This is a genomic window from Acinetobacter sp. X9 (assembly GCF_054889255.1).
Genome location: NZ_CM142679.1, coordinates 1081734 through 1107701 on the forward strand (window position 1 = coordinate 1081734; position 25968 = coordinate 1107701).

Annotated in this window: 23 protein-coding genes; 13 read left to right on the forward strand and 10 right to left on the reverse strand. The window is 39.1% G+C overall.

What is annotated here, in order from left to right; translation table 11 throughout:
- Nucleotides 1–181 precede the first annotated feature (181 nt).
- The 6 genes from ACYU0V_RS05185 to blp2 all read left to right on the forward strand — a co-directional run bounded on the left by ACYU0V_RS05185 (nucleotide 182) and on the right by blp2 (nucleotide 8560).
- Nucleotides 182–1213, forward strand: a complete 1032-nt coding sequence (locus ACYU0V_RS05185; protein WP_002118975.1) for a substrate-binding domain-containing protein — start codon at nucleotides 182–184, stop codon at nucleotides 1211–1213.
- Nucleotides 1214–1312: 99 nt separating this feature from the next.
- Nucleotides 1313–2692 carry a phosphate ABC transporter permease subunit PstC gene (pstC, locus tag ACYU0V_RS05190; RefSeq protein ID WP_032004486.1) on the forward strand — a complete coding sequence of 460 codons (1380 nt, stop codon included), beginning with the start codon at nucleotides 1313–1315 and terminating at the stop codon, nucleotides 2690–2692.
- Nucleotides 2689–4086, forward strand: a complete 1398-nt coding sequence (pstA, locus tag ACYU0V_RS05195; protein ID WP_461849301.1) for a phosphate ABC transporter permease PstA — start codon at nucleotides 2689–2691, stop codon at nucleotides 4084–4086. The genes pstC and pstA overlap by 4 nt, the downstream gene beginning before the upstream one ends.
- Nucleotides 4087–4099: 13 nt before the next feature.
- Nucleotides 4100–5002 carry a phosphate ABC transporter ATP-binding protein PstB gene (gene pstB, locus ACYU0V_RS05200; RefSeq protein ID WP_016140357.1) on the forward strand — a complete coding sequence of 301 codons (903 nt, stop codon included), beginning with the start codon at nucleotides 4100–4102 and terminating at the stop codon, nucleotides 5000–5002.
- A gap of 149 nt (nucleotides 5003–5151) precedes the next feature.
- Nucleotides 5152–6114 carry a protease SohB gene (gene sohB / locus ACYU0V_RS05205; protein WP_002118820.1) on the forward strand — a complete coding sequence of 321 codons (963 nt, stop codon included), beginning with the start codon at nucleotides 5152–5154 and terminating at the stop codon, nucleotides 6112–6114.
- Nucleotides 6115–6367: 253 nt separating this feature from the next.
- A complete protein-coding gene (gene blp2 / locus ACYU0V_RS05210) occupies nucleotides 6368–8560 on the forward strand; it encodes an Ig-like repeat protein Blp2 (protein WP_461849302.1) in 2193 nt (730 codons plus the stop codon).
- A 39-nt stretch (nucleotides 8561–8599) separates the two neighbouring features.
- Here blp2 and ACYU0V_RS05215 read toward each other — a convergent pair whose 3' ends face one another.
- From ACYU0V_RS05215 to ACYU0V_RS05255, 9 genes are all read right to left on the reverse strand, one after another.
- Nucleotides 8600–9238, reverse strand: a complete 639-nt coding sequence (locus ACYU0V_RS05215; RefSeq protein ID WP_014207311.1) for a DUF2238 domain-containing protein — start codon at nucleotides 9236–9238, stop codon at nucleotides 8600–8602.
- A 79-nt stretch (nucleotides 9239–9317) separates the two neighbouring features.
- Entirely contained in the window at nucleotides 9318–10706 is a 1389-nt protein-coding gene (purB, locus tag ACYU0V_RS05220; protein ID WP_002118712.1) for an adenylosuccinate lyase, read from the reverse strand.
- Nucleotides 10707–10761: 55 nt separating this feature from the next.
- Nucleotides 10762–11493, reverse strand: coding sequence for a high frequency lysogenization protein HflD (gene hflD / locus ACYU0V_RS05225; protein ID WP_068563452.1), 732 nt, complete (start codon nucleotides 11491–11493; stop codon nucleotides 10762–10764).
- Between the two features lie 13 nt (nucleotides 11494–11506).
- Complete coding sequence (gene mnmA, locus ACYU0V_RS05230) at nucleotides 11507–12640, reverse strand: tRNA 2-thiouridine(34) synthase MnmA (RefSeq protein WP_005073282.1); 1134 nt, start codon at nucleotides 12638–12640, stop codon at nucleotides 11507–11509.
- 4 nt (nucleotides 12641–12644) lie between these two features.
- A complete protein-coding gene (locus tag ACYU0V_RS05235) occupies nucleotides 12645–13133 on the reverse strand; it encodes an NUDIX hydrolase (RefSeq protein ID WP_068563297.1) in 489 nt (162 codons plus the stop codon).
- Between the two features lie 145 nt (nucleotides 13134–13278).
- The gene (locus tag ACYU0V_RS05240) at nucleotides 13279–13830 is read right to left on the reverse strand and encodes a gamma carbonic anhydrase family protein (protein ID WP_161282502.1); all 552 of its coding nucleotides are present in this window, start codon (nucleotides 13828–13830) and stop codon (nucleotides 13279–13281) included.
- A 90-nt stretch (nucleotides 13831–13920) separates the two neighbouring features.
- Nucleotides 13921–15069: a D-alanyl-D-alanine carboxypeptidase PBP5/6 gene (gene dacC, locus ACYU0V_RS05245; RefSeq protein ID WP_002118558.1), complete on the reverse strand. Its 1149-nt coding sequence runs from the start codon at nucleotides 15067–15069 to the stop codon at nucleotides 13921–13923.
- A 126-nt stretch (nucleotides 15070–15195) separates the two neighbouring features.
- Complete coding sequence (locus ACYU0V_RS05250; RefSeq protein WP_461849303.1) at nucleotides 15196–15618, reverse strand: MCR_0457 family protein; 423 nt, start codon at nucleotides 15616–15618, stop codon at nucleotides 15196–15198.
- A 154-nt stretch (nucleotides 15619–15772) separates the two neighbouring features.
- Nucleotides 15773–16144: an MCR_0457 family protein gene (locus tag ACYU0V_RS05255; protein WP_039759430.1), complete on the reverse strand. Its 372-nt coding sequence runs from the start codon at nucleotides 16142–16144 to the stop codon at nucleotides 15773–15775.
- Nucleotides 16145–16245: 101 nt separating this feature from the next.
- Between ACYU0V_RS05255 and surE the strand changes: the two genes are divergently transcribed.
- From surE to ACYU0V_RS05270, 3 genes are all read left to right on the forward strand, one after another.
- Nucleotides 16246–17016 carry a 5'/3'-nucleotidase SurE gene (gene surE / locus ACYU0V_RS05260; RefSeq protein WP_002118784.1) on the forward strand — a complete coding sequence of 257 codons (771 nt, stop codon included), beginning with the start codon at nucleotides 16246–16248 and terminating at the stop codon, nucleotides 17014–17016.
- Nucleotides 17017–17127: 111 nt separating this feature from the next.
- On the forward strand, nucleotides 17128–17955 hold the full coding sequence (locus tag ACYU0V_RS05265; protein WP_033847771.1) for a peptidoglycan DD-metalloendopeptidase family protein: 828 nt from the start codon (nucleotides 17128–17130) through the stop codon (nucleotides 17953–17955).
- Nucleotides 17956–18057: 102 nt separating this feature from the next.
- Entirely contained in the window at nucleotides 18058–18987 is a 930-nt protein-coding gene (locus tag ACYU0V_RS05270; protein WP_033847769.1) for a LysR family transcriptional regulator, read from the forward strand.
- Nucleotides 18988–19038: 51 nt separating this feature from the next.
- On the opposite strand, the gene ACYU0V_RS05275 is transcribed toward ACYU0V_RS05270, so the two are convergent.
- Nucleotides 19039–21657, reverse strand: coding sequence for a Lon protease family protein (locus ACYU0V_RS05275; RefSeq protein ID WP_461849304.1), 2619 nt, complete (start codon nucleotides 21655–21657; stop codon nucleotides 19039–19041).
- Nucleotides 21658–21822: 165 nt separating this feature from the next.
- Here ACYU0V_RS05275 and ACYU0V_RS05280 point away from each other — a divergent pair, with 165 nt between their 5' ends.
- From ACYU0V_RS05280 to rpmE, 4 genes are all read left to right on the forward strand, one after another.
- Complete coding sequence (locus ACYU0V_RS05280) at nucleotides 21823–24006, forward strand: AmpG family muropeptide MFS transporter (protein WP_329760273.1); 2184 nt, start codon at nucleotides 21823–21825, stop codon at nucleotides 24004–24006.
- 2 nt (nucleotides 24007–24008) lie between these two features.
- Nucleotides 24009–24410, forward strand: coding sequence for a lactoylglutathione lyase (gloA, locus tag ACYU0V_RS05285; RefSeq protein ID WP_005067992.1), 402 nt, complete (start codon nucleotides 24009–24011; stop codon nucleotides 24408–24410).
- A gap of 133 nt (nucleotides 24411–24543) precedes the next feature.
- Entirely contained in the window at nucleotides 24544–25515 is a 972-nt protein-coding gene (locus ACYU0V_RS05290; protein WP_080749848.1) for a bile acid:sodium symporter family protein, read from the forward strand.
- Nucleotides 25516–25712: 197 nt separating this feature from the next.
- Nucleotides 25713–25937, forward strand: coding sequence for a 50S ribosomal protein L31 (gene rpmE, locus ACYU0V_RS05295; RefSeq protein WP_001200845.1), 225 nt, complete (start codon nucleotides 25713–25715; stop codon nucleotides 25935–25937).
- Nucleotides 25938–25968 lie beyond the last annotated feature (31 nt).

A 25968-nucleotide genomic window follows, 5' to 3' on the forward strand; every position in this document is an offset into this window, starting at 1 on the left:
TAACTAATTGATAGTACATAAAAAATATTAATGTGACAGTTAACAATATCGAAATCATTAAAGCGTCATCATACTGTAACTTAATTGTCATATTTTCTATTCACAATGCAGCTATCGAAGAGCGTACAAGCACTCAACAAAAAGTGACGTACAACCTATTGCATTAATGAGAGAGAACAGAATGCGCTTAAATCCACGTCAAATCGCAATTGCGTTAGCAGTAACTGGGGCAGCTGTAACAACGACTGCAAATGCAGCTCGTGATACGATTCAAATTGCTGGTTCTTCAACTGTATTACCATTTGCCAGCGTTGTAGCTGAAGAGTTTGGTAATACTTTCCCTCAATTTAAAACTCCTGTAGTTGGTTCTGGCGGTTCTTCTGCTGGTTTGAAACAATTCTGTCAAGGTGTTGGCGATAACACGATCGACGTTGCTAACGCTTCTCGTAAAATTAAAAGCACTGAAATCGAAGCTTGTAACAAAGCTGGTGTAAAACAAATTCAAGAAATCAAAATCGGTTATGACGGTATTGTATTCGCGTCTAACTCACACAAAGCAGCTTATAAATTAAAACCTTACCATGTGTTTGCTGCTTTAGCTGCACAGTTACCATCAAAAGGTAAATTGGTTCCAAACCCATATACAAACTGGAATCAAATTGATAAAACACTTCCAAATGAACCGATTACGCTTGTAATCCCTGCATCTAACCACGGTACTCGTGAAGTTTTCCAAGAGAAAATGGTTGAAGCTGGTTGTGAAGCATATGAATACTTCAAGAGCTTAGATAAAGATGCTCAGAAGAAAGCATGTTCTACTTTCCGTAAAGATGGCCGTGTAATTGAAATCGCTGGCGACTATACAGAAACATTGGCTCGCTTAAAGACTTCTCCAAGCGCAGTAGGCGTGTTCGGTTTAAGTTTCTATGACATGAACCGTGACAAGTTACGTGTGGCAACAGTAAACAACGTTGTTCCATCTGAGAAGACAGTATTGAATGGTACATACCCTGTATCTCGCCCATTGTACTTCTACGTGAAAGGCGAACACTTAAAATCAGTTAAAGGCTTACCGCAATATGTAGAATATTTCGTAAGCAAGAAAGCAACTGGTAAAGGTTCTAAAGCTGAACGTGATGGTTTAATCGCGATGTCTGATGCTGAACGTGCAAAAGTTTTGGCTGACTTTAAAGCAGGTAAAACTGTTAAATAAGTTAGTTTGAATGAAGGCTGGTGATCTTAAGAGTTCATCAGCCTTTTTGTCTAACTTGTTTTTCCAAATTATGACAATTGAGAAAACAGTGGAGAGTACATGAATCTGCTACTTATCGGTGTGTTGTTAGCCCTCGTGGCAATTGCATATCAACTTGGGCTGAGAAAGAGCCGTAACATAGCAGGTAAGGGAAGCAACTCGGCGACGTTACATTCTCGTCCTGGTTATTATGGCGCACTGGTTGGTCTTTGGTGCGGTATCCCTGCTTTTTTAATTTTGATCATTTGGAACTTGGTTGAACCAAGTATTTTAAATCATATTATTTTTAATAATATTCCGGCGTCTGTAAGTGCTTCTCTTGATGAAGCGGGTAGAAGTGTATTGGTTGATCGTGTTCAATCAATTGCTTCAGGTTTTGGGGTAAGCGATAAACCGGCAGCCTACGAATTAGCTGCTGCTCAACAGTTTGCAAAATTTCAAACCATTGGCTCTTTTGCCAAATTTGCTGTTGTAATTTGTGCTGCTTTATTGGGGTTGGTTTGGGCAAAGAAAAAAATCAGCCAACAATATCGTGCTCGTAACCAAGTTGAACGTGCCATTAATGTTGGTTTGATTTTATGTTCTGGTGTTGCGATTTTGACAACCATCGGTATCGTAATGTCGATGTTTGGTGAAGCAATGCACTTCTTCCGTTTTGTCAGTCCAATGGACTTTTTCTTTGGTACAGAATGGAATCCGGGCTTTAGTACTTCTGGTAATGCTGAAGGCAGTTATGGTTTATTACCATTGCTATGGGGTACGCTCATGGTTAGTGGTATCGCTCTACTCGTTGCTGTACCAGTTGGATTAATGATCGCAATTTATTTAGCTGAATATGCTTCACCATGGTTCCGCTCATGGGCAAAACCAACAATTGAAGTCTTAGCTGGTATTCCAACAATTGTTTATGGTGTATTTGCCATGATGATTATTGGACCATTCTTTAAAGCAGCGGGTGCATATATTGGTTTAGAGATTAATGCGACGAGTGCTTTAACTGCTGGCTTTGTAATGGGAATTATGATTATCCCGTTTGTTTCATCTTTGTCTGATGACATTATTACTCAAGTCCCGCGCGCACTACGTGACGGTTCTTTAGGACTTGGTGCGACTAAGTCTGAAACAATCCGTCAAGTTGTATTACCAGCAGCTTTACCGGGTATTACAGGCGCTTTCTTATTGGCAGTCTCTCGCGCTGTTGGGGAAACCATGATTGTGGTTTTAGCAGCAGGGAACAGTCCACTTTTACACGCAAATCCATTTGAAGCTGTTTCGACAGTGACAGTAACTATTGTAAAACAGTTGACTGGAGATACAGACTTCTCAAGTCCACAAGCATTGGTTGCATTCGCGCTAGGTTTAACACTATTTGTTATTACCTTGGGATTAAATATTGTAGCACTGTACATTGTGCGTAAATACCGTGAGCAATACGAATGAGTACATCAAATACATCGTCTCCTATGGATCAGAACGTATTTGATCCGAAAACTGCTGCCGAAACACGTGAACGACGTAAACAGGTTATTGAAAAATCTTTGGCTAAACGTCATCGCAAAGAAAAAGCTTTCCGTTTTGCGGGTTTCTCGGCAGTCATTATTGGTCTTGCTTTCGTTGCTCTCTTGTTCGGTAGTATCTTGGCAAAAGGTTTACCTGCTTTTTGGCAAACCAGTATGAATGTTCCAATTTACTTTGACCCTAAAGTGATTGATGCAGGCCCAGTACCTGTACGTACTCAAGGTGAAACACCTGCACATTACCAAGAACGTTATGTTGATTGGCAAACTAAAATGGGTATGGTCGATTGGGATGGCATCATTGTAAATGGAATGATTGCTAAAGATCCTGCACTTGCATCACAACGTGACTATCTGAGCAGCTTATATGCAAGCTCGGAAGCTTATCGCCTACGTGATATGGTTTTTGCAGATCCATCACTCATTGGTAAAAAAGAAAATATTACCTTCTTAGGTGATGCAAACGTCGATGTTTGGTTAAAAGGTAATATTGATCGTTCATTACCAGATGATCAGCAACAACTCGATCCAGAAGTGCGTAAGCTTGCCGATGACTTAAAAGCAAAAGGCGTTCTTGAAAGTACATTTAACATGAACTTATTTAAGAATCCTGACTCTCGCAGTTCTCCGGCAATTAGTGGTCTTGCAGGTGCATTCATGGGTTCATTGTTCATGATGCTCATCGTGATCATCATTGCGATCCCAATTGGTGTTGCCAGCGCAATCTATCTCGAAGAGTTTGCTCCAAAAAATGTTCTTACAGACATTATTGAAGTTAACATCAATAACCTTGCTGCTGTTCCTTCTATCGTATTTGGTTTACTCGGTGCAGCAATTTTCATTGGTTGGATGCATTTACCTTTATCAGCTCCGCTAGTGGGTGGATTGGTTTTAAGCTTAATGACACTACCAACAGTCATCATTACCACGCGTGCTTCATTAAAAGCTGTGCCGCCTTCTATTCGACAAGCTGCACTTGGTTTGGGGGCTTCTAAGTTCCAAACGATTTTCCACCATGTTTTACCGTTGGCATTACCGGGCATTATGACAGGTGCAATTATTGGTGTTGCCCATGCACTTGGTGAAACCGCACCTTTACTTTTAATCGGGATGAGTGCATTCGTTGCAAGTATTCCAACAACACCATTTGATCAAGCCACTGCTTTACCTGTCCAAGTTTACTTATGGCAAGGTAATGAGTTGCGTAACTTCTTCGAAGGCCGTACTGCCGCTGCGATTATCGTACTACTTGCATTAATGATTGGTTTAAACAGTCTTGCAATTTGGTTACGTAAAAAGTTCGAAGTGCGTTGGTAATAGAGGATAAATCATGAATACTATTGATATTACGAATTCCTTAGAAAAGGATAAGTTAGTGAATACTGAACAATCGCAATTTACAGATAAACCGCTGAATCATGGCACTTCGTATGTTTCGCATTTTGAACCACAGACTTCAAAAAAGCAGAACTCAACTGAAATCAAGATTAGTGCACAAGATGCCCATGTTTATTATGGTGATTTTGAAGCCATTAAAGGTATTGATCTAGATATTTACCAAAACGAAGTGATCGCGTTTATTGGCCCATCAGGTTGTGGTAAATCGACCTTTCTTCGTACTTTAAACCGTATGAATGACACCATTGATGGTTGCCGTGTAACAGGTAAAATTACACTCGATAATCACAATATTTATGACCCAAATCTAGACGTTGTATTATTGCGTGCTCAGGTTGGTATGGTGTTCCAAAAGCCAAACCCATTCCCTAAATCTATTTTTGACAACGTGGCTTATGGCCCTAAACTTCACGGTTTAGCGCGTGATAAATATGACCTAGAAGAAATTGTTGAAAATAGCTTACGTAAAGCTGGTTTGTGGGATGAGGTTAAAGACCGTTTGAACCAACCAGGTACAGGTTTATCAGGTGGTCAGCAACAACGTTTATGTATTGCACGTACCATTGCTGTTAGTCCTGAAGTGATTTTAATGGATGAGCCGTGTTCTGCACTCGATCCAATTGCAACAGCAAAAGTAGAAGAACTTATTTCTGAATTGTCGAATCAATACACAATTGTGATTGTGACTCACTCAATGCAACAAGCGGCACGTGTTTCTGATCGTACTGCTTATTTCCATTTGGGTGATTTAATTGAAGTCAATTCAACTGAAAAAGTCTTTACTCAACCTGACCATCAGTTGACGGAAGCGTATATTACTGGTCGCTTCGGTTGATTAATAAACAATAAAAGAAAAAGAGCCACGTGCTCTTTTTTTTTATTTTATAAATGAAAATGACTCTATTTTGCAAAATCACTATTGAATTTTAATCAAAAGGACCACATCTTAAGGCTATAAAGATAAACTTATGAGCTTAGAATTTTATGTTATTCCATTTGCCTAAACTCCCTGCGGAAATACGTGTCAGTCATTTAAATGCACGTGTGAATGAACAGAGAAAAAAAATTGCGCAAACTACGGCAAGCCGTTTAGAACTTTTACAATTAGCTCAACAACTTGCTAAAGAAGCTAAAATTCGCCGTAAAAATAATCAGAAGATTTTTGTTTTAGATTTCAAAGGTGATATTCAAGCTTCGGCAGTTGAAAACTTGCGTGAAGAAATTACCCTGATTTTAGCAACTGCTAAAGCAGGACGTGACCGTATTGTAGTTCGTCTCGAAAGCCCAGGCGGTATGGTTCATGGCTATGGTCTGGCAGCAGCTCAGTTGGTGCGTTTGCGTGATGCTGGTTTTCATTTAACAATTTGTGTTGATAAAGTCGCTGCAAGTGGCGGCTATATGATGGCATGTATTGCAAATGAAATTATTGCAGCGCCGTTTGCTATTGTTGGTTCAATAGGTGTGGTTGCTCAAGTTCCAAACTTTAATCGTCTTTTAAAAGAACACAATGTGGATTTTGAGCTTTACACAGCAGGGCAGTATAAGCGTACTGTAACTATGTTTGGTGAAAATACGCCTGAAGGTAAAGCGAAGTTCGAAGAAGAACTGCAACAAACTCATGTTTTATTTAAGCACTTTGTTGAAAAATATCGCCCACAGCTTAATGTTGATAAGGTAGCGACAGGTGAGCATTGGTATGGTGAAGATGCTCTAGATTTGAACCTTGTTGATAAATTACAAACATCTGATGAGTATTTATTAGCTTTATTGCCACAACATGATGTGTATGTCATTAATACACGTAAGAAAGCGACCTTAGGTGAAAAGCTGGGTTTACAAGCAGCGCAAATGGCAGATAGTTTGATTCCTACTGTAATGAGCAAAGTCATGGAAAGCCTAGCAAAGGCGAACACGACGCTTGTGCAGGTACGTGATCCAAAACTATAAGTTTATCTAATTCAAATGTTATAAAAGACCAGCTTAAATGCTGGTTTTTTTATAAAGTTAATATTCAAATTTGTCTTATTAAATAGGTTTAGATTTTTAATGGAAAGTAAAAAATAAATGTTGATAAATATAATTTTTGAATTGTGATAAACACATGGTTTTGATATTTTAAACAGCAATAAAATAGCTTTTAAATGAAATATTTAAAAAGTTAGACATTTAAAAATATAACTGAAATTTAGGACAGGAAATAATGACAAGAATAATTGTAGCATCCAAAGAGGGTTTGGACGTTCTGCAAGATGGTCAGCTCAATAAGGTCGTGTTAAGTAAACCTTCTATTATTCAAATTGGTGTAAGTCAAAAAGATATAGCATCGGTGGAAAAACAAGGTGGAAGTCTAGTCGTCCATTTAAAAAATGGAGAGACTATTGTCTTAGAAAATTTCTTTAATGAAGTAACGAATACGACAGAACATTCACTTGTTCTTCCGACTGAGCATGGAAAATTTGTTGAGGCACAATTTGACGCTCAGGGTAAGGTGATCGACTATACAGGTTTAAACCATGTCACAGATTTAGCCTATACCAGCACGAGCCAACCAGCCTCAACAATGGCAGTTGATGATTCCCCAACTTTTTCGATGGGCAATGTGCTAAAAGCAGGTTTAGCGGTTTTAGCCGCTGAAGGTTTATATCTTTGGGCTTTTGATAATGATGACAAAGATGACTCGCCTGTTAATGTTCCAACCACTGCGAAACCAACAGAAGTAAAACTTGCAGATGATGCTGTTACGGTCACTGGTAAAGCCGAAGCTAATGCAAAAATTTATATTAAAGATTTAAGTGGAAATGTAATTGCTTCAGGTAACGCAGATGCAAGTGGTAATTTTACGATTAAGCTAGATAAACCTTTGACAGATGGAAATAAATTAAATGTTTCAGCTCAAAGTGAAGGTGGCAGTGAGTCCACTGCTGCTTCGATTACAGGTCCAAAAGACACAATTGCTCCAGATGCCCCACGCGCCCAGTTAAGTGAAGATGGTTCAATATTAGATGGTAGAACTGAACCAGATGCAAAAATCACTGTTTATGATGCTAGTGGTAATGTACTAGGCACTGTAACTGCGAATAAAGATGGTATTTTTTCTTTAAAGCTAACTCCACCTTTGACCAGTGAAGCGGGTGGTAAAGTGATTGCTCAGGATGCTGCAGAGAATAAATCTGAAGCTACTCTGATCTTTGCTGGGAAAGATACTATTCCGCCAGACGCTCCTTTGATTGAAGTAAATAAAGAAGGAACAGTAGTTGAAGGAACGGCAGAAGCTAATACAAAGGTTTATATCAAAGATGCTGATGGTAAAGTCATTGGAACTGGTACGGCCAACGCTCAAGGTGAATTCCAAATCACGCTTTCTTCCCCCTTAAAAGAGTCACAAAAGGCGACAATCATTGTTGAAGATGCAGCGGGGAATACCTCTAAGCCTTTAGAAATTAAATCTGGCTATGACACCATAGCACCAGATAAACCTACAGCTCAAGTGAATGCAGAAGGAACATCTGTTACTGGTACCGCTGAAGCTAATGCGAAAATACAAATAACGAAAGACAATAAAGTTATTGGTAGTGGAGTAGCGGACGAGAATGGGAAATTTACAATTACTATTTCACCAGCTTTAAATACTATTAAAGATACAGCTTCTGTATCTGCTATAGATGCCTCTGGTAATAGTTCTGTGTCTCTGGAAATCCATGGTACAAAGGATACACCTCCTGAGAAACCAGTTTTTAATAAATTAGAAAATGATAATGGGACTACTTTAAAACAAATTCTCCCTAATTCTGAAACAGATGATACAACCCCAAAATTTACGGTTAAAGTTGAACCCAGTGCGACTTTGACTATTTATGATAATGGAGTCGCAATTTCAATTCTAAAAGTTGGTCAAGTAGATGCAAATAACTATTGGTCATTTACACTTGATAAAAATTTAGCTGTTGGAAAACATACGATTACTTTAATTCAAACAGATGCAGCAGGCCTTACAAGTGAAGTGAGTTCACCATTTACGTTTTATGTGGTCGCTCCAAAAGTGGCGAGTACGAGTGAAGTTGTCAGTAGTGATGTAAATGAAGTTGTCCCTTCTGTTGCGGATAGCGTTGGGTTAAATACATTAAAGTTAGCGCAAACTACAACCAATGAAACGACTAGTCAGCAGCAAAAATCTGTGTCATTAGATGATTTATTAAAAAGCTCTACGTCTAGTGAACCAGACCCAATTGAAACTCTTTTGTCTTCAGCGGCATTAAAGCCCACTCAGGTAAATGATCAGAGTGATATAACTACGAACGCTAGTAATATTACTCCCAATCTTGAGCATGTTTTACCTGATACTACTTCTTCGGTTTTACAAAGCCTTTTAGAACAAACCTATCCTGTTGTCTAAAGTGATCTTAAAAAAAGCGCTCATTGAGCGCTTTTTTATTTATGAGTTATTTGTTTTGGATGGAAGCATCAGTGCAAGAAGTCCATAGAAAATCGCCCCAATAGTCGCTAACAGCATATCTTTATGGGCATCCCACATATCGCCTTGTTGCCCATTATAATTTTCGGCTTCTTCGGGAGATAATCCAATAGCAATTGCCCATTCAATAAGTTCATATAAAACACTTGAAGCCATTACAAATTGAACCACTAGCAAAAATAGACTGAATGGCTTTGCTGATGGTAACCACACCTGAAACACGCGATAAGTAAGAGGGTAGAGAAAAATACCATAGGCAAGATGAACCAAACGATCATACATATTACGGGACCAACCCATGTATTGATCTAAATTAAAATTGAATACCTGTTGTATCCAATCATTATATGGAACGTATGAATATAGGTAATGTGCACCAACAATATGGATGAGTAAAAACAGCAGATAGAAAGTAAAACTTAAAAAATCGAGTCCAATCTTCTTAAAAATAACAAAGAGCAAAATCAACATAAATACAGTGCCTGCTTGATGAAGTAAATAGGCTTCAAATTCAAGAGGCTGAATAGCTGAAATAACAATCGCAATTAAAAGCAAGCCAAGAGTAATATAGTGTTTAAGTTTGAATTGTTTTTCGATCATTTTATGAAGTCTTTATTGTGATTTATATGAGTGTAATAAAAAAGCGAAGCCTAAGCTCCGCTTTTTGTAAACTTTTTAATTAAATTTTGCTAATTAAATCGTTAATTTGTTTCGCTTGTTCAGCTGCATTACCTGTATAAGTTGCAGGAGTAAGTTCAGCTAAACGCGCACGTTCTTCGCTTGGTACTTGAGAAAGTTCATCACCATTTACGAAATTAACCATCATGTCACGCGTCATTGCTTGACCACGAGTTAATGCTTTTAATTTTTCGTATGGTTTTTCAATGTTGTAGCGACGCATTACAGTTTGAATTGGTTCAGCTAAAACTTCTTGAGCTTGGTCTAAATCTTCATTTAAACGGTTTGCATTTAACTCAAGTTTACCAACACCTTTTAAGCACGCATCGAAAGCAATTAAGCTTTGTGCAAAACCAACACCCATATTACGTAATACAGTTGAGTCAGTTAAGTCACGCTGCCAGCGAGAAATTGGTAATTTTTCACCTAAATGAGCCAATACTGCATTTGCAATACCTAAGTTACCTTCAGAGTTTTCAAAGTCAATTGGGTTAACTTTGTGTGGCATTGTTGATGAACCAACTTCGCCTTCTTTCAATTTTTGTTTGAAGTAACCTAAAGAAATGTAACCCCATACGTCACGGTTAAAGTCGATTAAAATCGTATTGAAACGACGTAACGCATCAAACAACTCTGCCATGTAGTCATGTGGTTCGATTTGAGTTGTATAAGGGTTGAATGTTAAACCTAAAGATTCAACAAAAGCTTGTGCGTGAGCGGCCCAATCAACATCTGGATAAGCAGAAAGGTGAGCATTGTAGTTACCTACAGCACCATTGATTTTGCCAAGTAACTCAACGTTTTCAAATTGTTTGATTTGACGAGCTAAACGGTATGCCACGTTCGCCATTTCTTTACCCAAAGTTGTTGGGCTAGCAGTTTGACCGTGTGTACGAGACAACATTGGTTGTTCAGCGTGAGTCGTTGCCAAAGCAGAGATCGCATTAAGGATTTGCTTCATGCTTGATACTAAAACTTCACGACCGTTTTTAAGCATAAGCGCATGAGACAAGTTGTTGATGTCTTCAGAAGTACATGCAAAGTGAATGAATTCACCCGCATTTTGCAATTCAGCAATACCAGCAATCTTCTCTTTTAAGAAATATTCAACTGCTTTAACATCATGGTTAGTCGTACGTTCAATCTCTTTAATGCGATTTGCATCTTCTTCAGAGAAGTTGCTAACAATCGCATCTAAGGCTGCATTTGTTTCGTTTGAAAAAGGTGCAACTTCAACAATTTCTGGACGGTTAGAAAGTGCTTGTAACCAACGCACTTCTACAGTGACACGAGCATGGATTAAACCAAACTCAGAAAGAAAAGGGCGTAGCGCATCACATTTGCTGGCATAACGTCCATCTAATGGTGATAGAGCGGTTAAAGCGTTCATAACGATTCCTTAATGTTGGAATAAACATAAAACTAAAAAAATCTCGTTTATAGTCTTAAACGACTTGGTACTGTAAACGAGCAAGTGCTTGAATATCCTGTAGCAATTTACGTTTGCTAAAAATCATGTTCCATGAACTACCGCCGAGTTGTCGCCATAAATGGGCCATTTGTAAGCCAGTAAACAAACAAGCACGGATGCGGTTAGTATGGTTGGTATCTTTAAATGCTTCTGCATTACCACGAACTAAAATTCGTGGGTTAATCTGCCCAGCCGTATCAACATAAGTTTGAGCCAAATTGGCTAAAATGCTTGGGTGTAGGTAGTTATTATCAAAAAAAGACAGCTGTTTTAAAATTTTCTGCTGAGCTTTCTCGATGATTGCGACATATTCAGGATTGCTATAAACCTTTTTTTCTAACTGTAAAAGCGACATCGCATAAGACATTGGCAATTTAGCCGTGCCCATTTTGGGAAGGCGAGACTTAGGCATGTTTGTAAAAGGTTGAGTAATACAATTTTCGAGTGTTTTAAGCCCTAAAGAAATATCTGCCAACTGATTAAAAAAATCTAAAGTTTGAACACCATTATTGACTGTAGGGCGAATATTTAAACTTGCTTTGATTAATAGTTCAAAATAGAAGTTACCACTTTCACCAATACTTTGCTGACCCGTCATTGCTGTCATATGGGTGAGCTGGGTGGCCTGAAATACCCCAGCCAAGGCAAGGGCACGGTTTTGTCGAACATTCAAGGCTTGTGATTGTTGAAATGGTAACTCCACCATGCCATTCATTCCCTTAAATAAAATTTGGTGTAGGGGCATTTGTATGGTGAATGACACCCCCGCCTAAGCAAACTTCATCTGAATAAAATACAACGCTTTGACCCGGTGTAACAGCACGCTGTGGTTCATCAAACTCAACGCGAACACCGTGTTCAGTGTTTTCATCAATAAAAATTGTACATGCCTGATCAGGTTGGCGATAACGCGTTTTAGCTGTACAGCGTAATCCTTCAACTGGAATATTTTGTTCACCAGCTACCCAGTCAATTGACTCACTCCACAGTTGAGTACTTTGCATGAGTGGGTGTTCATGTCCCTGACCAACAACGAGACGATTATTGGCAAGATCTTTATGTAGTACGAACCATGCACCTTCCGCTGCACCTTTCAAACCACCTAGACCAATTCCACCACGTTGACCGAGCGTATAGTACATCAGACCGTGATGTTCACCAACTTCTTTACCTGTATCAAGTACAATTTTCCCAGGCTGAGCGGGTAAATATTGTTTAAGGAAGTCATTAAAACGACGTTCCCCAATAAAACAGATTCCTGTTGAGTCCTTTTTCTTGGCTGTAGCAAGATCAAGTTCTTCAGCAATTCTGCGAACTTCAGGTTTTTCGATTTCGCCTACTGGGAATAATGTTTTATTAATTTCTCTACCATGAACGGCATGTAAGAAATAGGTTTGGTCTTTATTGTTATCTACACCACGTAATAATGGCGCATATGCTTCGCCTTTAGAGTTATATGCGGTTTCACCACGGCGTGCGTAATGACCAGTTGCGATAAAGTCTGCACCTAAAGTCATGGCGTGATCTAAAAATGCGCGGAATTTAATTTCTTTATTACATAAAATATCTGGGTTTGGTGTACGACCAGCAGCATATTCAGCTAGGAAAAGTTCAAACACGCGATCCCAATATTCCATAGCAAAGTTTGCTGTATGCAGCTTAATACCGATTTTATCAGCTACCGCTTGGGCATCAGCTAAGTCTTCCATTGCCGTACAGTATTCCGTGCCGTCGTCTTCCTCCCAGTTCTTCATGAAAAGACCTTCAACTTGATAACCCTGTTGAAGTAAAAGTGCTGCAGAAACAGAAGAGTCTACACCACCAGACATACCGACGATGACACGTTGTTGCATAGGACTAGGCATCCAAATGAGAAGTTAATGAGGGAGAGAAGGGGTGCTCATAAATAAGCGATAAAGGATAATGGTGGCCTTTTAAAGCATCTTCAACTGCTTTTAGCACAAGAGGGCTACGGGCACGGGCAGATTCTTTAAGTTCATCGGGTGTCATCCACACAGCCGCGACAATACCTGTATCGAGTTGAGGATCACTTTCAACTTGAGTCACATGCGCTAGAAAACAGAAGCGGTAATAAGTACGATCGGGAAACATTGGCGGGGTATAAGTATAAATACCAAGCAAGGCATCAATTTCAATATGATGGCCTGTTTCTTCAAGTGTTTCTCGAATGGCAGCTTCTGTTAATGACTCACCACATTCTACATGACCAGCAGGTTGGTTAAATACTGTGTGTACAAAACCTTCGCTATGCTCTTCAACAAATAGATAGCGTCCGTCTTTTTCTACGACTGTAGCAACAGTGACATGAGGAGTCCATGCGGCCATAAAAAAGCACCATGATTTAAAAGACGTATAATACGAAATTTAGGGGTTTTTGGCTACGGTGATCTGCTAAACGATATGAGCAATACGGCAAAAACCATATCGTTTAAAAATCAGAATTTTTAATACTCACAAACAAGATGGATAATTAATCTTTATCTGCTTGTGCAGCTTTATGATTATTTTGCACTTTTACATAATGTCTTGCTGAATAAGGTAGAAACGCCAGTTCTTTTTCAGTCAGTGGTCGCACTTGTTGTACAGGGCTTCCTACATAGAGATAACCGCTTTTTAAGACTTTGCGAGGCGGAACTAAACTTCCAGCACCAATCATCACATCATCTTCAATAATTACGTCATCTAGAATAACGGTGTTGATTCCGACGAGAACACGATTACCGATGGTACAGCCATGTAAAGTCACATGGTGTCCAACCGTTACATCTTCACCAATAATCAGAGGTGAGCCATTCGGTTTGGCATCATTTTTATGGCTAACATGCAACATACAATGGTCTTGTACGTTACTGTTTTTGCCAATTTGAATACTATTTACGTCACCACGGATGACTGCAAAAGGCCAAACAGAAACATTTTCAGCTAAGCTAACGTCACCAACCACAACAGCCATGTCATCGATATAACAGGTTGTATCTACTTGAGGGTGGTGTTCAAGATAAGGACGAATGTTCTTTGCCATGAGTAGTATCAAAATAAAATTTAGTCGAATTATAAAATAAAAAAGCACTCAGGCTAAATAGCATGAGTGCTTAATTCAACTATTCAAAAATTAGAATAAGTTGCTGAAGAATTGCTTGATATGGTCGATTAAACGAGCAAAGAAACCTGCTTCTTCAACTGGCTTTAATGCAACTAACGGCTTTTCAGCAATTACTTTGCCATCTAGGCTAGCAACAAGTTTACCCACAACTTGACCTTTTTGAAGCGGCGCATTTAGGTTTGGTTGAACGACTAACTGAGTTTTAATGCCATCAGCTTTACCTTTAGGCATAGTCACACTAAAGTTTTCAGCCAAACCGACTTGAACTTCATCTTCTTTACCAAACCAAACTTTTGCTTTTGCAAGAACTTGATTGGCTGGTTGAACATTTGCAGTTTCAAAGTTTGCAAAGCCCCAAGCCAGTAACGTACGCGTTTGGTCTGCACGTTCAGACATGCTTGGAGTACCAAAAATCACTGAAATTAAACGCATTGGACCGCGTTTACTAGAAGTAGTTAAGCAGTAGCCCGCTTCATCTGTATGACCTGTTTTTAAACCATCTACACTTGGGTCAGTGTAAAGCAAGGCATTACGGTTACCTTGTTTAATACCATTAAAAGTAAATTCTTTTTCAGAGTAAATTGGATAGTATTTTGAACTGTCTTTAATAATATGTTGTGCTAACACAGCCATATCTTTTGCAGTTGAATAGTGACCTTCAGCTGGCATACCAGTCGAGTTAATAAACTGGGTATTCACCATGCCGATACGTTTTGCTTCCTGATTCATCATATGAGCAAACGTGCCTTCATTTCCGGCAATATGTTCAGCCATTGCTTTTGATGCATCATTACCTGACTGGATAATAATACCGCGGAGCATTTCTAGAACAGTCGCTGTACCGTTTAAAGGAACATACATACATGATTCAGAGCTACTTCCTTTACACCATGCAGACTCGTTCATACGAACCTGCTCATTTTCAGTTAGTTCACCTTTTAATAATTTTTGTTCAATGATGTAGCTTGTCATCATTTTTGTCATAGACGCAGGTGCAAGCTTTTCGTTTTCATTTTTAGAAGCGAGAATCTGCCCTGTCTCATAATCCATTAATACATAAGACTTATTATTTAATTCTGGCGGAGCTGATAAGACAGTTGCTGCATAAGAAAAACTTGGTAAGAGGAGTAGTGCAGCAATAGCGCTTTTTCGAGTCATTCTAGGTAATTCCAATATCTTGTATGAAGCAGAAGAGCCTAGCATTTTAGGATAAAGCAAAGCCGACTTCTACGGGAGAAGTCGGCTTTTTCAAACAGTATTGTAACTCAAGAGTTTTTTACTAATTTAGTTTTGCGATTGATATGCTTTCACGTCTTGGCAAACTAATGTGTTTTGTTCATCACCAGCAGCTTTCGCATCGCTACGTGCTTCTTTTAAGTATTTTTTGAAGCCTTTGTCTTTACTACGTTTTTCTAATGCAGAAACAGCATCAGTTTCATTTGGTAGGTAGTCTTTAACTAAACGTTCATAGCCTTGAGCAAAATCAGCGTCTTTTTTACCAATCAAACTTGGACAAATTTCAGAAAGCACTTGAATTGCAGCTAATTCTTCAGGAGTCGTGCCTTGTTGTGGAGTCACTTCAACAACATTTTCATTTTCGGTTTTCTTTTCAGTTATTTTCTTCTTATCAGCAGCAAAACCAGCTGTTGCCATGCTCATAAGTAAAACCAAAGAGAGCGATTGAACTAAGCTTTTCTTCATAAACATCGATAACCCAAAATAAAATTTCTAAATATGCCGTTAGCTTAACCAATTTAGAATTTAAAAAAATGAAAAAAATGTATTGTTATGTTGGTTTTCTGCTTAAGGGCAAACAGAAAACCCAAAATGAATAAGTCTCTATATCACAAGAGAGTAAGATCTATTCTTTATAATTAACGATCTCTTCACAGAGCTCATGTTGCTCATGATGATCCATTTGTTTTGCCGCAAGACGTGCTTCATTTAATAAAGTTTTAAATTCAGCATCGTTTTGTAGAGTTGCTAAGGTCATTGATTTATTTGAATAACCACTTAAATACATCGCAATAATCTTTTGCGCGTTTGACTCAAGTTTTTTATTTGGTCCGACGAAAGCTGGGCAGATTTCCTGCAAAACTTGCGTTGCGGCAATGTCATCTTTAATTAAGCTATCAGCCTCTTGTGTTGAGATATCCTCATCTGCAAAAACCGCTTGCGTACACAATGTGATACTGATCCCCAATACCTGAAAAAAAGGAGCGAAAGTTTTCATTTTTTCACAATTTTATAATGCTATGGAGGCATAAATATATATAATTCAACAAATAATTCAATTGTGAAAACCTTTAGGTTTATTTGTAGAGAAAGATTTTAGTGAATATTTTAATTGCGAATGATGACGGTGTTTTTGCGCCAGGTATACAGGCTTTAGCTGAAGCATTAAGACCACTTGGACGCGTGGTTGTGGTTGCGCCAGAAAGTGAAAGAAGTGGTTTCTCAAGTGCATTAACATTAGATCGACCATTACGCCCCATTCAAATTGCCGAGGATGTCTGGGCAGTAAACGGTACACCAGCAGATTGTGTTTATTTATCCATGAATGGTTTGTTTGATTTTGAGTTCGATTTGGTCGTGAGCGGAATCAATAGTGGCGCGAACTTAGGTGATGATGTTTTATATTCGGGAACAGTCGGTGCTGCATTTGAAGGCCGTTTAATGAAACAACCTGCAATCGCTGTGTCTTTAGCGGGTCCTGATGTGCGTGCCTATAACAATAAAGAAGATTATGCTCAGGCTGCTAAATGGGTACATGATTTTATTGCAAGCGGATTACCAGCTTTGCCTCCGCGACATATCTTTAATATCAATATTCCTGACGTGCCGCAGTTAAAAGGGGCGCAGATTACATATCAAGGTCGCCGTGCTCAATCTAAGCCTATTACCAGTCATGTCGATCCACGAGGCCGTCAAGTTTACTGGATTGGTCTAGCAGGTGAGGCGGTTACAGATCCGCAACGTGTTTCTAGCCAGATTCAATCTGATTTCTTTGCCGTTGCAAACGGTTATGTAAGTGTTACTCCTATTCAAATGGATGCAACAAATTACGCTGTTTTAGAAGATTTACAGATCAGTTTGAGTCAATAATTCGCCTCGAATGTTATAACTTTGTGAATAAAGAAAAAGAGGAACGTGTTTCCTCTTACTTTTTTGGTACTCTTAGCCGAAATGATTTGTAGCATTTAGTGAGGGAGATCAATGCATTTAATTGGGCAACAAAGCAGAGTGCATATCCAAAAAGACAAAATAATGAAAATTATGTTGTTGTCTGTGGCTGTAGGTTTTACGGTTGCTATGGCAGGGTGTGCTTCTAAACCACAAATTAATAATAGTTCTCGCTATGCAATGGCTCCTAACTATTACACAGTTCGTTCAGGTGATACTTTAAGTGGTATCGCAATGCGTTATGGCCTCGACTATATTAGTATTGCCGAAATGAATGATATTGCTCCGCCATATCGTATTTATGTTAATCAGTCTTTGCGTTTGAAGAAAGGTTCTTCACCAAGAACAGTATCTACGCAAGTCATGGCTCAACCTGAGCAAATCAAACGTCAAACCATTGCTCTACCAACCACACAACCTGTTACACCAGTAACTCAGCCTACAACGACCGCACCGTCAACGAATACGACAGTGACTTCAGTTGCACCAAATTCTAGCTTACGTTGGATAAAACCGAATAATGGACCAGTGATTCAAGGGTTTAATTTGGCAAATAATGTCAAGGGAATCCGTTATGGTGGAAATCAGGGCGACCCTATTTATGCCGCAGCCGATGGTCAAGTTGTCTACGCAGCTGATGGCTTAAAAGAATACGGAAATCTGGTTTTAATCAAGCATATTGACGGATATATCAGTGCGTATGCCCACAATAGCAAGATGTTTGTAAAAAGCGGTGACAATATAACTGCAGGACAAAAAATTGCCGAGATGGGCTCTACTGGGGCTTCACAGGTCATGCTTGAGTTCCAAATCCGTTTGGATGGAAAACCAATTAATCCTATAAATCTTTTACCAAAATAGCTAATGCATAAAACTTAGGTTTCCTCGTATAATATAATTGGTTGCTTTCATTACAACAATAAGCATTTTTTTATAAATTTAGAATTAGATTTGAGGAAACCTATGTTAGATCAGCTTCGTGCGATGGGTGTTTTTGCTTGTGTGGTTGAAAAAAGTTCATTCAGTGGTGCGGCACGTGAATTAGGAATTACAACAAGTGCAGTGAGCCAGCAGATTCGCTCCCTCGAGCATGAAATGGATGTAATTCTATTACATCGCTCCACTCGTAAACTTAGTTTGACAGAAGCCGGACAGGCTTTTTTTTCAAGCTGTCAAGAAATGTTGGCGGCGGCTGAAAGGGGAAAAATCAGAATTAATGAGTTGAGGGATGACTTAATTGGGGATTTGCGTATAGCAACAACTCCTGATTTAGCAGTTCAGCACATTATTCCTGCATTATCTCACTGGATGTCAGCTCATCGCGGTTTATCTGTGCATTTTGAAGTTGGGCATCGTTATATCGACTTAATTGAAGAGCGAATTGATATTGCAGTACGCATGAGTTCTACGCCAGTAGAAGAAAGCAGCTCTGTCATTCCGATGGCTTTTGTCGATCAGATTTTAGTAGCTTCGCCAAGTTATCTGAATCAATCTAGTCCAATTGTGCATCCTAATGATTTAAGAGATCATGAATTATTATCAATTAATGTCATGAATGACGCGCGTCATTTCAATTTTCAACATGTAAAAACAGGTGAAACACTTAATATTGAAATGCAAAGCCGTTTGCAGAGCAATAATTTACAAATTGCAAAAGCGCTATGTCAGCAAGGACATGGTATTGCAAGAATTCTATATTTAGATGCTCAAAAAGAGTTAAAAAATGGTTCTTTGATTGAACTCATGCCAGATTGGAAATTACCAACTTTTACTTTGTATGCAGAAGTTGCCAAGCATGACCAACAGCCAATGAAAATTCAGCGCTGTGTTGAAGCACTTAAACAATATTTTAGTCAGTTAGCAGGAGGACGAGCGATCCAAATCGTTCGCTAATTTTGCGCCTCTAAAAGTAAAAAGGGCCTGTATTTGACAGGCCCTTTTTTATTACTTCTGTTTTAAGGTTGCAACTTCTTCTACACTTTCTTGCGGCAGATCTTCCGCCGTAAGTTCTTCATGCTTCTTAATTTTTTTCTTATTTTTCTTTTTCTTCTTTGGCTCCTCTTCAATTTCTGCGCCATCTTCAATGGCTTGCCAATATTCGAGTTGCTCCATTACAGCAGCATAAATAGAGTGTTTACTGTACTTACCTTTTTTGTCGAGAGTACCGACAGGGCGGGCCATTAAAATCTCAAGCGCCTGATCAATCGTATCAATTGCATGGATATGGAATTGACCACTTTGTACCGCATCAATTACATCTTGGCGTAACATCAAATGCTGCATGTTTTGACGTGGAATAATGACACCTTGTTTGCCAGTTAAACCTTGTAATTTACAAGCATCATAGAAGCCTTCAATTTTTGCATTTACACCACCAATTGGTTGAACTTGGCCTAACTGGTTCATAGAACCCGTAATTGCCCATGATTGATCAATTGGTATTTGGCTAATTGCTGAAATTAATGCAGAAAGCTCGGCAACTGTGGCACTGTCGCCGTCCACTTGTCCATAACTTTGTTCAAAGGCTAGAGCAGCAGAGAAATGTAAAATCTGTTCACGACCAAAATGAGCTTTCAAGAAGCTAGACATGAGCAATACGCCTTTGGCATGCAGTGAACCGCCAAGTTCTACACTACGCTCAATATCAAGAATATCGCCGCCGCCTTGATAAACTGATGCAGTCAAACGTGAAGGTAAACCAAACTCAACATCTGCATAGTGAATAACAGAGAGGGCATTGATTTGACCTAAACGATGACCAGAAGTCTCGATTAACTGAGTTCCACGTGACAGATCTTGCCAGTAAAGCTCTCTTAAATAGCCTAAGCGATACTGTCTGTGTTGTAGTGCCAAGTTAATGTGCTGGTCAGTTACAAGCTTTTCATTGGCTTTAAAAGCATGGTGATGTGCTTCTCGAATGAGGTCGCCCAAAGTTGAAGCATGTAATGACAGTGAGCTTTGGTCTTCTGCCTGACGACTTGAGTCGGTAAGTAAAGCTGCTAAAGCACTACGATCAAACGGAAGTAATTTATCCGCTTGTACATAATCAGCAATTAGCTGCATGTAGGCTTGTTCATTTTCGTCATTACGTTGTAATGTATCGGTAAAATCTGCACGAATTTTAAATACGCTACCAAGCTCTGGTTCTACTTCTAAAATTTCATAATAAATTTCAGGTTCTGCCATAAGAACCACTTTAATATCAAGCGGAACAGCAGCAGGTTCTATCGAGATAGAGCCTGTTAACGTCAGCATATGTTCAAGAGAAGAAAGCTTGAGTTGGCCTGATTTTAAGGCGCGCTTTAAACCTTGCCATGCATAAGGCTGTTCGAGTAATTGCTCGGCCTCAAGCATTAAAAAGCCACCATTCGCTTGATGTAGAGCACCTGGACGAATGAGCGTGAAATCTGTGGTAATTGTGCCGTTGTGAGTAAGTTGTTCAACATGACCAAGCAAATTGTAGTGGGTTGGGAAATCTTCAAAAATAACCGGTGCACCACTGTTTGGTTTGTTTGAGACAATTACATTGGCCTGATAACGTGCAGGCACACGATTGAACATTGCCGGAGCAAAGTCGTCTTCTTCTTGCTCTAAAATGAGTTCAACATTATTAATTACATCTTGAGCATATTGTTTTAAATAATCTTCAAGGCCTTTGACTTGACCATATTTATTTAAAATCAAATCCATGCGTGGCTTAACCACTTGAGTCGCGATGTCTCGATTCAACACAGAGACTTTGTCGCGTGCATCATCTTCTAAATCACCTAAATGCAAACCAAGACGCTCGAGCTTTTTATCCATGTAGCGAACATTCGCTGCAATTTCAGCACGTTGCTTAGTATTTAAAGCATCAATTTCTGTTTGGGTGAGTTCTTGCACCTGATCATCTTTTACTTGTACAGGTACAAAGCCATGCTTTTCATTGCGGGAGATGAGTTTTAAATCGAGCTCTTCACCTTCTTTGGTTAACTCGACAAGCGCTTGTTGCTGCTCATCTCCAGTTTCCTCACGGATACGCTCAATACGGTTATGATAGGTCTCGGCACTAAAACGGCGTTCAAGCTGTTTTAAAATAATTTGCCAAGTTTGATGAAGGGCATGTTGAAACTTGGTTCCTTGTCCAGCAGGGAAGCGTAAAGCAAGTGGTTGGCGTGCCTGCTTAAAATTATAGACATATACCCAGTCATCTGGAGTAGGCATTGTTTTCGCATGTTGTTGGAGTAAACGCTTAATCATGGTGCGTTTACCCAAGCCTGCTGTTCCTACTGCAAAAATGTTATAGCCAGAGTAGGGTAAAGAAATACCTGCTTCTACCGATGCTTTGGCACGGTCTTGCCCTAAAAAGTTATTAAGCGGTTTTATACGTTTTGTAGAAGCTGGAATTTTTTCAAAATCTGGAATATGTGTTAATTGTTCGGGTTTTAAAGCTGTTTTATCCAAAGTCATTTTTATATCAGGTTGCTCAAAAGCTGAAGGAAATGCATTTATTGTGACGTTTGTGGTGTTTGTTTTAGCGAGTGATAAAGTTGAGATGGTCACTTGATCAAGTTTTTGTGTCACTGTTGATATCCAGCAAAAGAAAACGAAGGTTGAAGCTTAAAGGTATACAGGTTTAGCATAAAATATCAAGCAAACTTGCCGTTTTTATCGCCAAAACAAAATTGATTGCATAAAGAATCTTGAAAGGAATTGTAAGAAGGGTTTGAATAGGCACATTTATAATTTATGGAAAATAAAAAACGAATGACCACACAAGCTTCGGGTTGGGTCTCGGCTTTTAAAGCATTTTTAGATCGCCGTGCATTAATTATGCTGTTTCTAGGTTTTTCTGCCGGAATTCCGATTTTATTAATTTTCTCTAGTCTCTCTTTGTGGCTTGGAGAGGCGGGCATTGATAAGAGTGCAGTCACTTTTTTTAGTTGGGCTGCCCTAGGTTACTCTTTTAAGTTCGTTTGGGCTCCTCTTATCGATGAGTTACCTGTGCCTGTCTTAACTAAAACCTTAGGCCGAAGACGAGCTTGGTTGTTAATTGCACAGTGTTTGATCGTTCTTGCTATTTGTATTATGGCTTTCTCTGATCCTGCTCTAGGTCAAAGTTATCTTATTCAAATGGCAGTAGGTGCTGTATTACTTGGCTTCTCGGCAGCAACCCAAGATATTGTGATTGATGCTTACCGTATTGAATTAGCAGAAACAGAAATGCAAACGGTATTGGCCTCTACCTATAATGCTGGTTACCGAATTGGCATGATTGTGGCTGGAGCGGGTGCATTATTTCTAGCTGCCCACTTGGGAACTGCTAAAGGTAATTACATTTACGAAGCTTGGAAAACGACTTATTTAACCATGGCAGGCGTTATGTTAGTGGGTATTGTCACGACCCTACTTGTGCGTGAGCCTGTTGTAAATCGAGTTTATAAAAATTATAAGAGTAGTGATTACTACCGTTTGGTTCTCGTATTTTTTATTGCCGTTATTTCATTCGTAATCACTTATATTTATTCGGGGCAGGTTACCGAGGCCATTTCACAAGCTGGCAATATTAAAGACAGTGCTGCGTTATTTGGTTTAGAGGCTTTAAGATTTTTAACTGCAACTGCTGCTGCGATTTTTGTAGGTTATCTACTCGTTAAAATTGGTGTGGTTAACCAGCAAATGGCTAAAGAGACATGGATTGCACCAATTCTAGATTTCTTTAAACGCTATGGTGTCAAACTTGCATTAGTGTTGTTGCTACTTATTGGTTTCTTCCGTATTTCAGACATTATTGCTGGTGTTATTTCTAATGTGTTCTACCAAGATCTTAACTTCAGTAAAGAGCAAATTGCAGAAGCAGTTAAAATCTATGGGGTACTATTTAGTTTAGTCGGCGGTTTCTTAGGTGGTCTTTTAGCACAGCGCATCAACATTATGAAACTGATGTTTGTCGGTGCTGTTTTGGCTAGCTCTACCAATTTAATTTTTATTGGACTAGTAAAATCTGGTCAGCCATTAGATATGGTAGATGTAAAAGTTGGTGAACACAGCTATCAAGTCAAACCAGACGAAGTCGGGTTATGGAAGTTAGAAGTACCAAGTTCTGCTTTTAGCGGAACAAAACAAATTGAAGTAAAAGCTGCTTATGCTTCAAATGATGTAGCGCCTGTTACACGTACTCAGCCATTACTGACAACTGAGTCAGCTAAATCGCCTCTACAAATTTTACCTGTTATGGGCAATGATCAGGTCTCACTTAAAGAGGGAGAGGGAAGTGTTGTGGTTCGAGGGCAATACTTTGGACAAGCATTAACTCCTACGCAAAAAATTATCATTAGCCTTGATGGGCAAAATTTTGATGCAAAAATGACTGATCAAAAAGGTGTTTTCAGTGCTGCTATTGATGCGAAAAAACTAGTGGCATCGACCAGTAAAGAGCTTAACGTAGCTGTAATGGATGGCGAACAAAAAATACTTTCTGCATCTCATCCATATGCTGTTAGCTCAAATCAAAAAGTGGCAAGTGAACTTGATGTGAATATTGAACCGGTAGCTTATATTGACCCGCTTTCTGGTCAATCAGTTGAAGTCAGCGGTAAGGTCATTAAACCATATAGTTCTTTATGGCTTTATTTTGCCATTATTGTCGATAACTTGGCTTCTGGTTTGGCTGGTGCGGCATTTATTGCATTCCTTTCAAGTTTAACGAGTGTTTCATTTACAGCTGTTCAATATGCAATCTTTAGTTCACTCATGACACTTACTCCAAAACTTTTGGGTGGATATTCAGGTACCATAGTCAGTAATATTGGATACCCAAAGTTCTTTTTGATGACAACTCTTATTGGTATTCCAATCTTGATCTTAGTGGTTTGGGTTGGAAAATTGCTGAGAGATCATCAAACACATGAATCAGAAAAGGCAGGTGAATAAACATGCGAATGCTTCATACAATGTTGCGAGTAGGCAATTTAGAACAATCTTTAAAGTTCTATACCGAAGTATTAGGGATGAAGTTACTTCGTAAGCGTGATTATGAAGAAGGGCGCTTTACACTAGCATTTGTTGGCTATGGCGATGAAGAAACCAATACCGTGCTTGAGCTTACCCATAACTGGGATACATCAAGTTATGATTTAGGCAATGCCTATGGCCACATTGCTATTGGTGTTGACGATGCCTATAAAGCGTGTGAAGAAATTAAAGCACGTGGTGGCAAAGTTGTACGTGAAGCGGGTCCAATGAAAGGTGGTGTTACCGTGATTGCATTTGTTGAAGATCCAGACGGCTATAAAGTCGAATTGATTCAACAAGATGCTAATGCGACAAATAACTAAAAATTGACTGTGATGCTTTAAGAATTAGTTCTTAAAAGTCTAGCTTTATTTTTTTAGCCCAGTATGATGAAGGCTTGACCAAATGGTCAATTTATCAACTGGGTTTTTTATTTATCTAAAATAATCATAGGATATGGCTATGCTGAAGTTATTGGCGCTTGATCGATTTACAATTTTATTGGTTGGAATGGTACTACTCGCAACATTCTTTCCAGTCAGTGGTCAAGCAGCGCAATATTTCAATACACTGACCACAGTCGCAATTGCAATCTTATTCTTTTTGCATGGTGCGAAACTATCACGTGAGGCTGTAATTGAAGGTATTTTGCATTGGAAAATGCATGTACTTGTCTTTGCATTTACTTTCCTTATTTTCCCTGTGATTGGTCTGTTGGCTAAGCCAATTTTATTACCTCTGTTAGGTCAACAGCTCTACTGGGGTTTTTTATTTATGTGCTTTTTACCCTCTACAGTTCAATCCTCTATTGCATTTACGTCGGTTGCAAAAGGGAACGTGGCGGGAGCGGTGTGCAGTGCATCTTTTTCAAACTTGATTGGTATGTTTATTACGCCAGTATTGGTGAGCTTCTTTATTTTAGGCCAAAGCCAACATGGATTTGACCCGACGACTTCAATTATACAAATTACATTATTACTGTTAGTGCCATTTATTTTAGGTCAATTATTACGTCCTTATATTTTCCCTTATATGGCAAAAGTTCCGAGTATTGTTAAAGCATTCGATCAAGGCTCGATTTTGATGGTGGTGTATGGCGCATTTAGTGGAGCAGTAGTGGCAGGGCTTTGGCATCAAGTAAGTTGGAAAACTTTACTCATTCTAACAATTGCGTGTTCAGTGCTCTTAACAGTCATTATGCTATTAGCACTTTACCTACCACGTGCTTTAGGTTTTAACCGAGCAGATCAAGTTACGGTTTTCTTTTGTAGCTCTAAAAAGACCTTGGCAAGTGGTGTTCCGATGGCGCAAATCTTATTTATTGGCCAACCATTAGGCATGATCGTTTTGCCTATTATGATCTTTCACCAAATCCAATTAATGGTGTGTGGCGTGATTGCAAATTACTGGGCTAAATCGAAAGATTAATTCGCAAAAGAAAATTATTTGACGTATAATGTTGCCCACTTGTTGTGCTTAGCTCTAACCCTAGAGGTTTCGGTGGGCCAAAAGAATGGTCTGTTGTGGTGTTGATCTGCTCATTTTGAGCCTGTCCTCAACTTAAGTTGAGAGTGATCAATTGCGATGACAGTTTAAGCCTTTCTTCCAATTAGGAGTAATCGACGATGCGCGCCGATATTCACCCAAAATATGAAAAATTAGTTGCAACTTGTTCTTGCGGTAACGTAATCGAAACTCGTTCTGCTTTAGGTAAAGAAACTATCTACCTTGACGTATGTTCAGCTTGCCACCCATTCTACACTGGTAAGCAAAAGAATGTAGACACTGGTGGTCGTATCGACAAATTCAAACAACGTTTTGCTGGTATGTCTCGCTCTATCAAGCGTTAATACTGCAACACGAAACAAAAAACGGGCTTTA

What these genes read in the sequence shown, in the direction of transcription:
- ACYU0V_RS05265 (WP_033847771.1), top strand. Translation starts at nt 17,128, where the DNA reads ATGCATTTAATTGGGCAACAAAGCAGAGTGCATATCCAAAAAGACAAA.
- pstB (WP_016140357.1), top strand. Translation starts at nt 4,100, where the DNA reads ATGAATACTATTGATATTACGAATTCCTTAGAAAAGGATAAGTTAGTG.
- ACYU0V_RS05290 (WP_080749848.1), top strand. Translation starts at nt 24,544, where the DNA reads ATGGCTATGCTGAAGTTATTGGCGCTTGATCGATTTACAATTTTATTG.
- ACYU0V_RS05215 (WP_014207311.1), bottom strand. Translation starts at nt 9,238, where the DNA reads ATGATCGAAAAACAATTCAAACTTAAACACTATATTACTCTTGGCTTG.
- ACYU0V_RS05255 (WP_039759430.1), bottom strand. Translation starts at nt 16,144, where the DNA reads ATGAAAACTTTCGCTCCTTTTTTTCAGGTATTGGGGATCAGTATCACA.
- dacC (WP_002118558.1), bottom strand. Translation starts at nt 15,069, where the DNA reads ATGACTCGAAAAAGCGCTATTGCTGCACTACTCCTCTTACCAAGTTTT.
- ACYU0V_RS05280 (WP_329760273.1), top strand. Translation starts at nt 21,823, where the DNA reads ATGGAAAATAAAAAACGAATGACCACACAAGCTTCGGGTTGGGTCTCG.
- ACYU0V_RS05270 (WP_033847769.1), top strand. Translation starts at nt 18,058, where the DNA reads ATGTTAGATCAGCTTCGTGCGATGGGTGTTTTTGCTTGTGTGGTTGAA.
- gloA (WP_005067992.1), top strand. Translation starts at nt 24,009, where the DNA reads ATGCGAATGCTTCATACAATGTTGCGAGTAGGCAATTTAGAACAATCT.
- blp2 (WP_461849302.1), top strand. Translation starts at nt 6,368, where the DNA reads ATGACAAGAATAATTGTAGCATCCAAAGAGGGTTTGGACGTTCTGCAA.
- purB (WP_002118712.1), bottom strand. Translation starts at nt 10,706, where the DNA reads ATGAACGCTTTAACCGCTCTATCACCATTAGATGGACGTTATGCCAGC.
- ACYU0V_RS05250 (WP_461849303.1), bottom strand. Translation starts at nt 15,618, where the DNA reads ATGTTTATGAAGAAAAGCTTAGTTCAATCGCTCTCTTTGGTTTTACTT.
- sohB (WP_002118820.1), top strand. Translation starts at nt 5,152, where the DNA reads ATGTTATTCCATTTGCCTAAACTCCCTGCGGAAATACGTGTCAGTCAT.
- ACYU0V_RS05240 (WP_161282502.1), bottom strand. Translation starts at nt 13,830, where the DNA reads ATGGCAAAGAACATTCGTCCTTATCTTGAACACCACCCTCAAGTAGAT.
- hflD (WP_068563452.1), bottom strand. Translation starts at nt 11,493, where the DNA reads ATGGTGGAGTTACCATTTCAACAATCACAAGCCTTGAATGTTCGACAA.
- ACYU0V_RS05185 (WP_002118975.1), top strand. Translation starts at nt 182, where the DNA reads ATGCGCTTAAATCCACGTCAAATCGCAATTGCGTTAGCAGTAACTGGG.
- mnmA (WP_005073282.1), bottom strand. Translation starts at nt 12,640, where the DNA reads ATGCAACAACGTGTCATCGTCGGTATGTCTGGTGGTGTAGACTCTTCT.
- pstC (WP_032004486.1), top strand. Translation starts at nt 1,313, where the DNA reads ATGAATCTGCTACTTATCGGTGTGTTGTTAGCCCTCGTGGCAATTGCA.
- ACYU0V_RS05235 (WP_068563297.1), bottom strand. Translation starts at nt 13,133, where the DNA reads ATGGCCGCATGGACTCCTCATGTCACTGTTGCTACAGTCGTAGAAAAA.
- rpmE (WP_001200845.1), top strand. Translation starts at nt 25,713, where the DNA reads ATGCGCGCCGATATTCACCCAAAATATGAAAAATTAGTTGCAACTTGT.
- pstA (WP_461849301.1), top strand. Translation starts at nt 2,689, where the DNA reads ATGAGTACATCAAATACATCGTCTCCTATGGATCAGAACGTATTTGAT.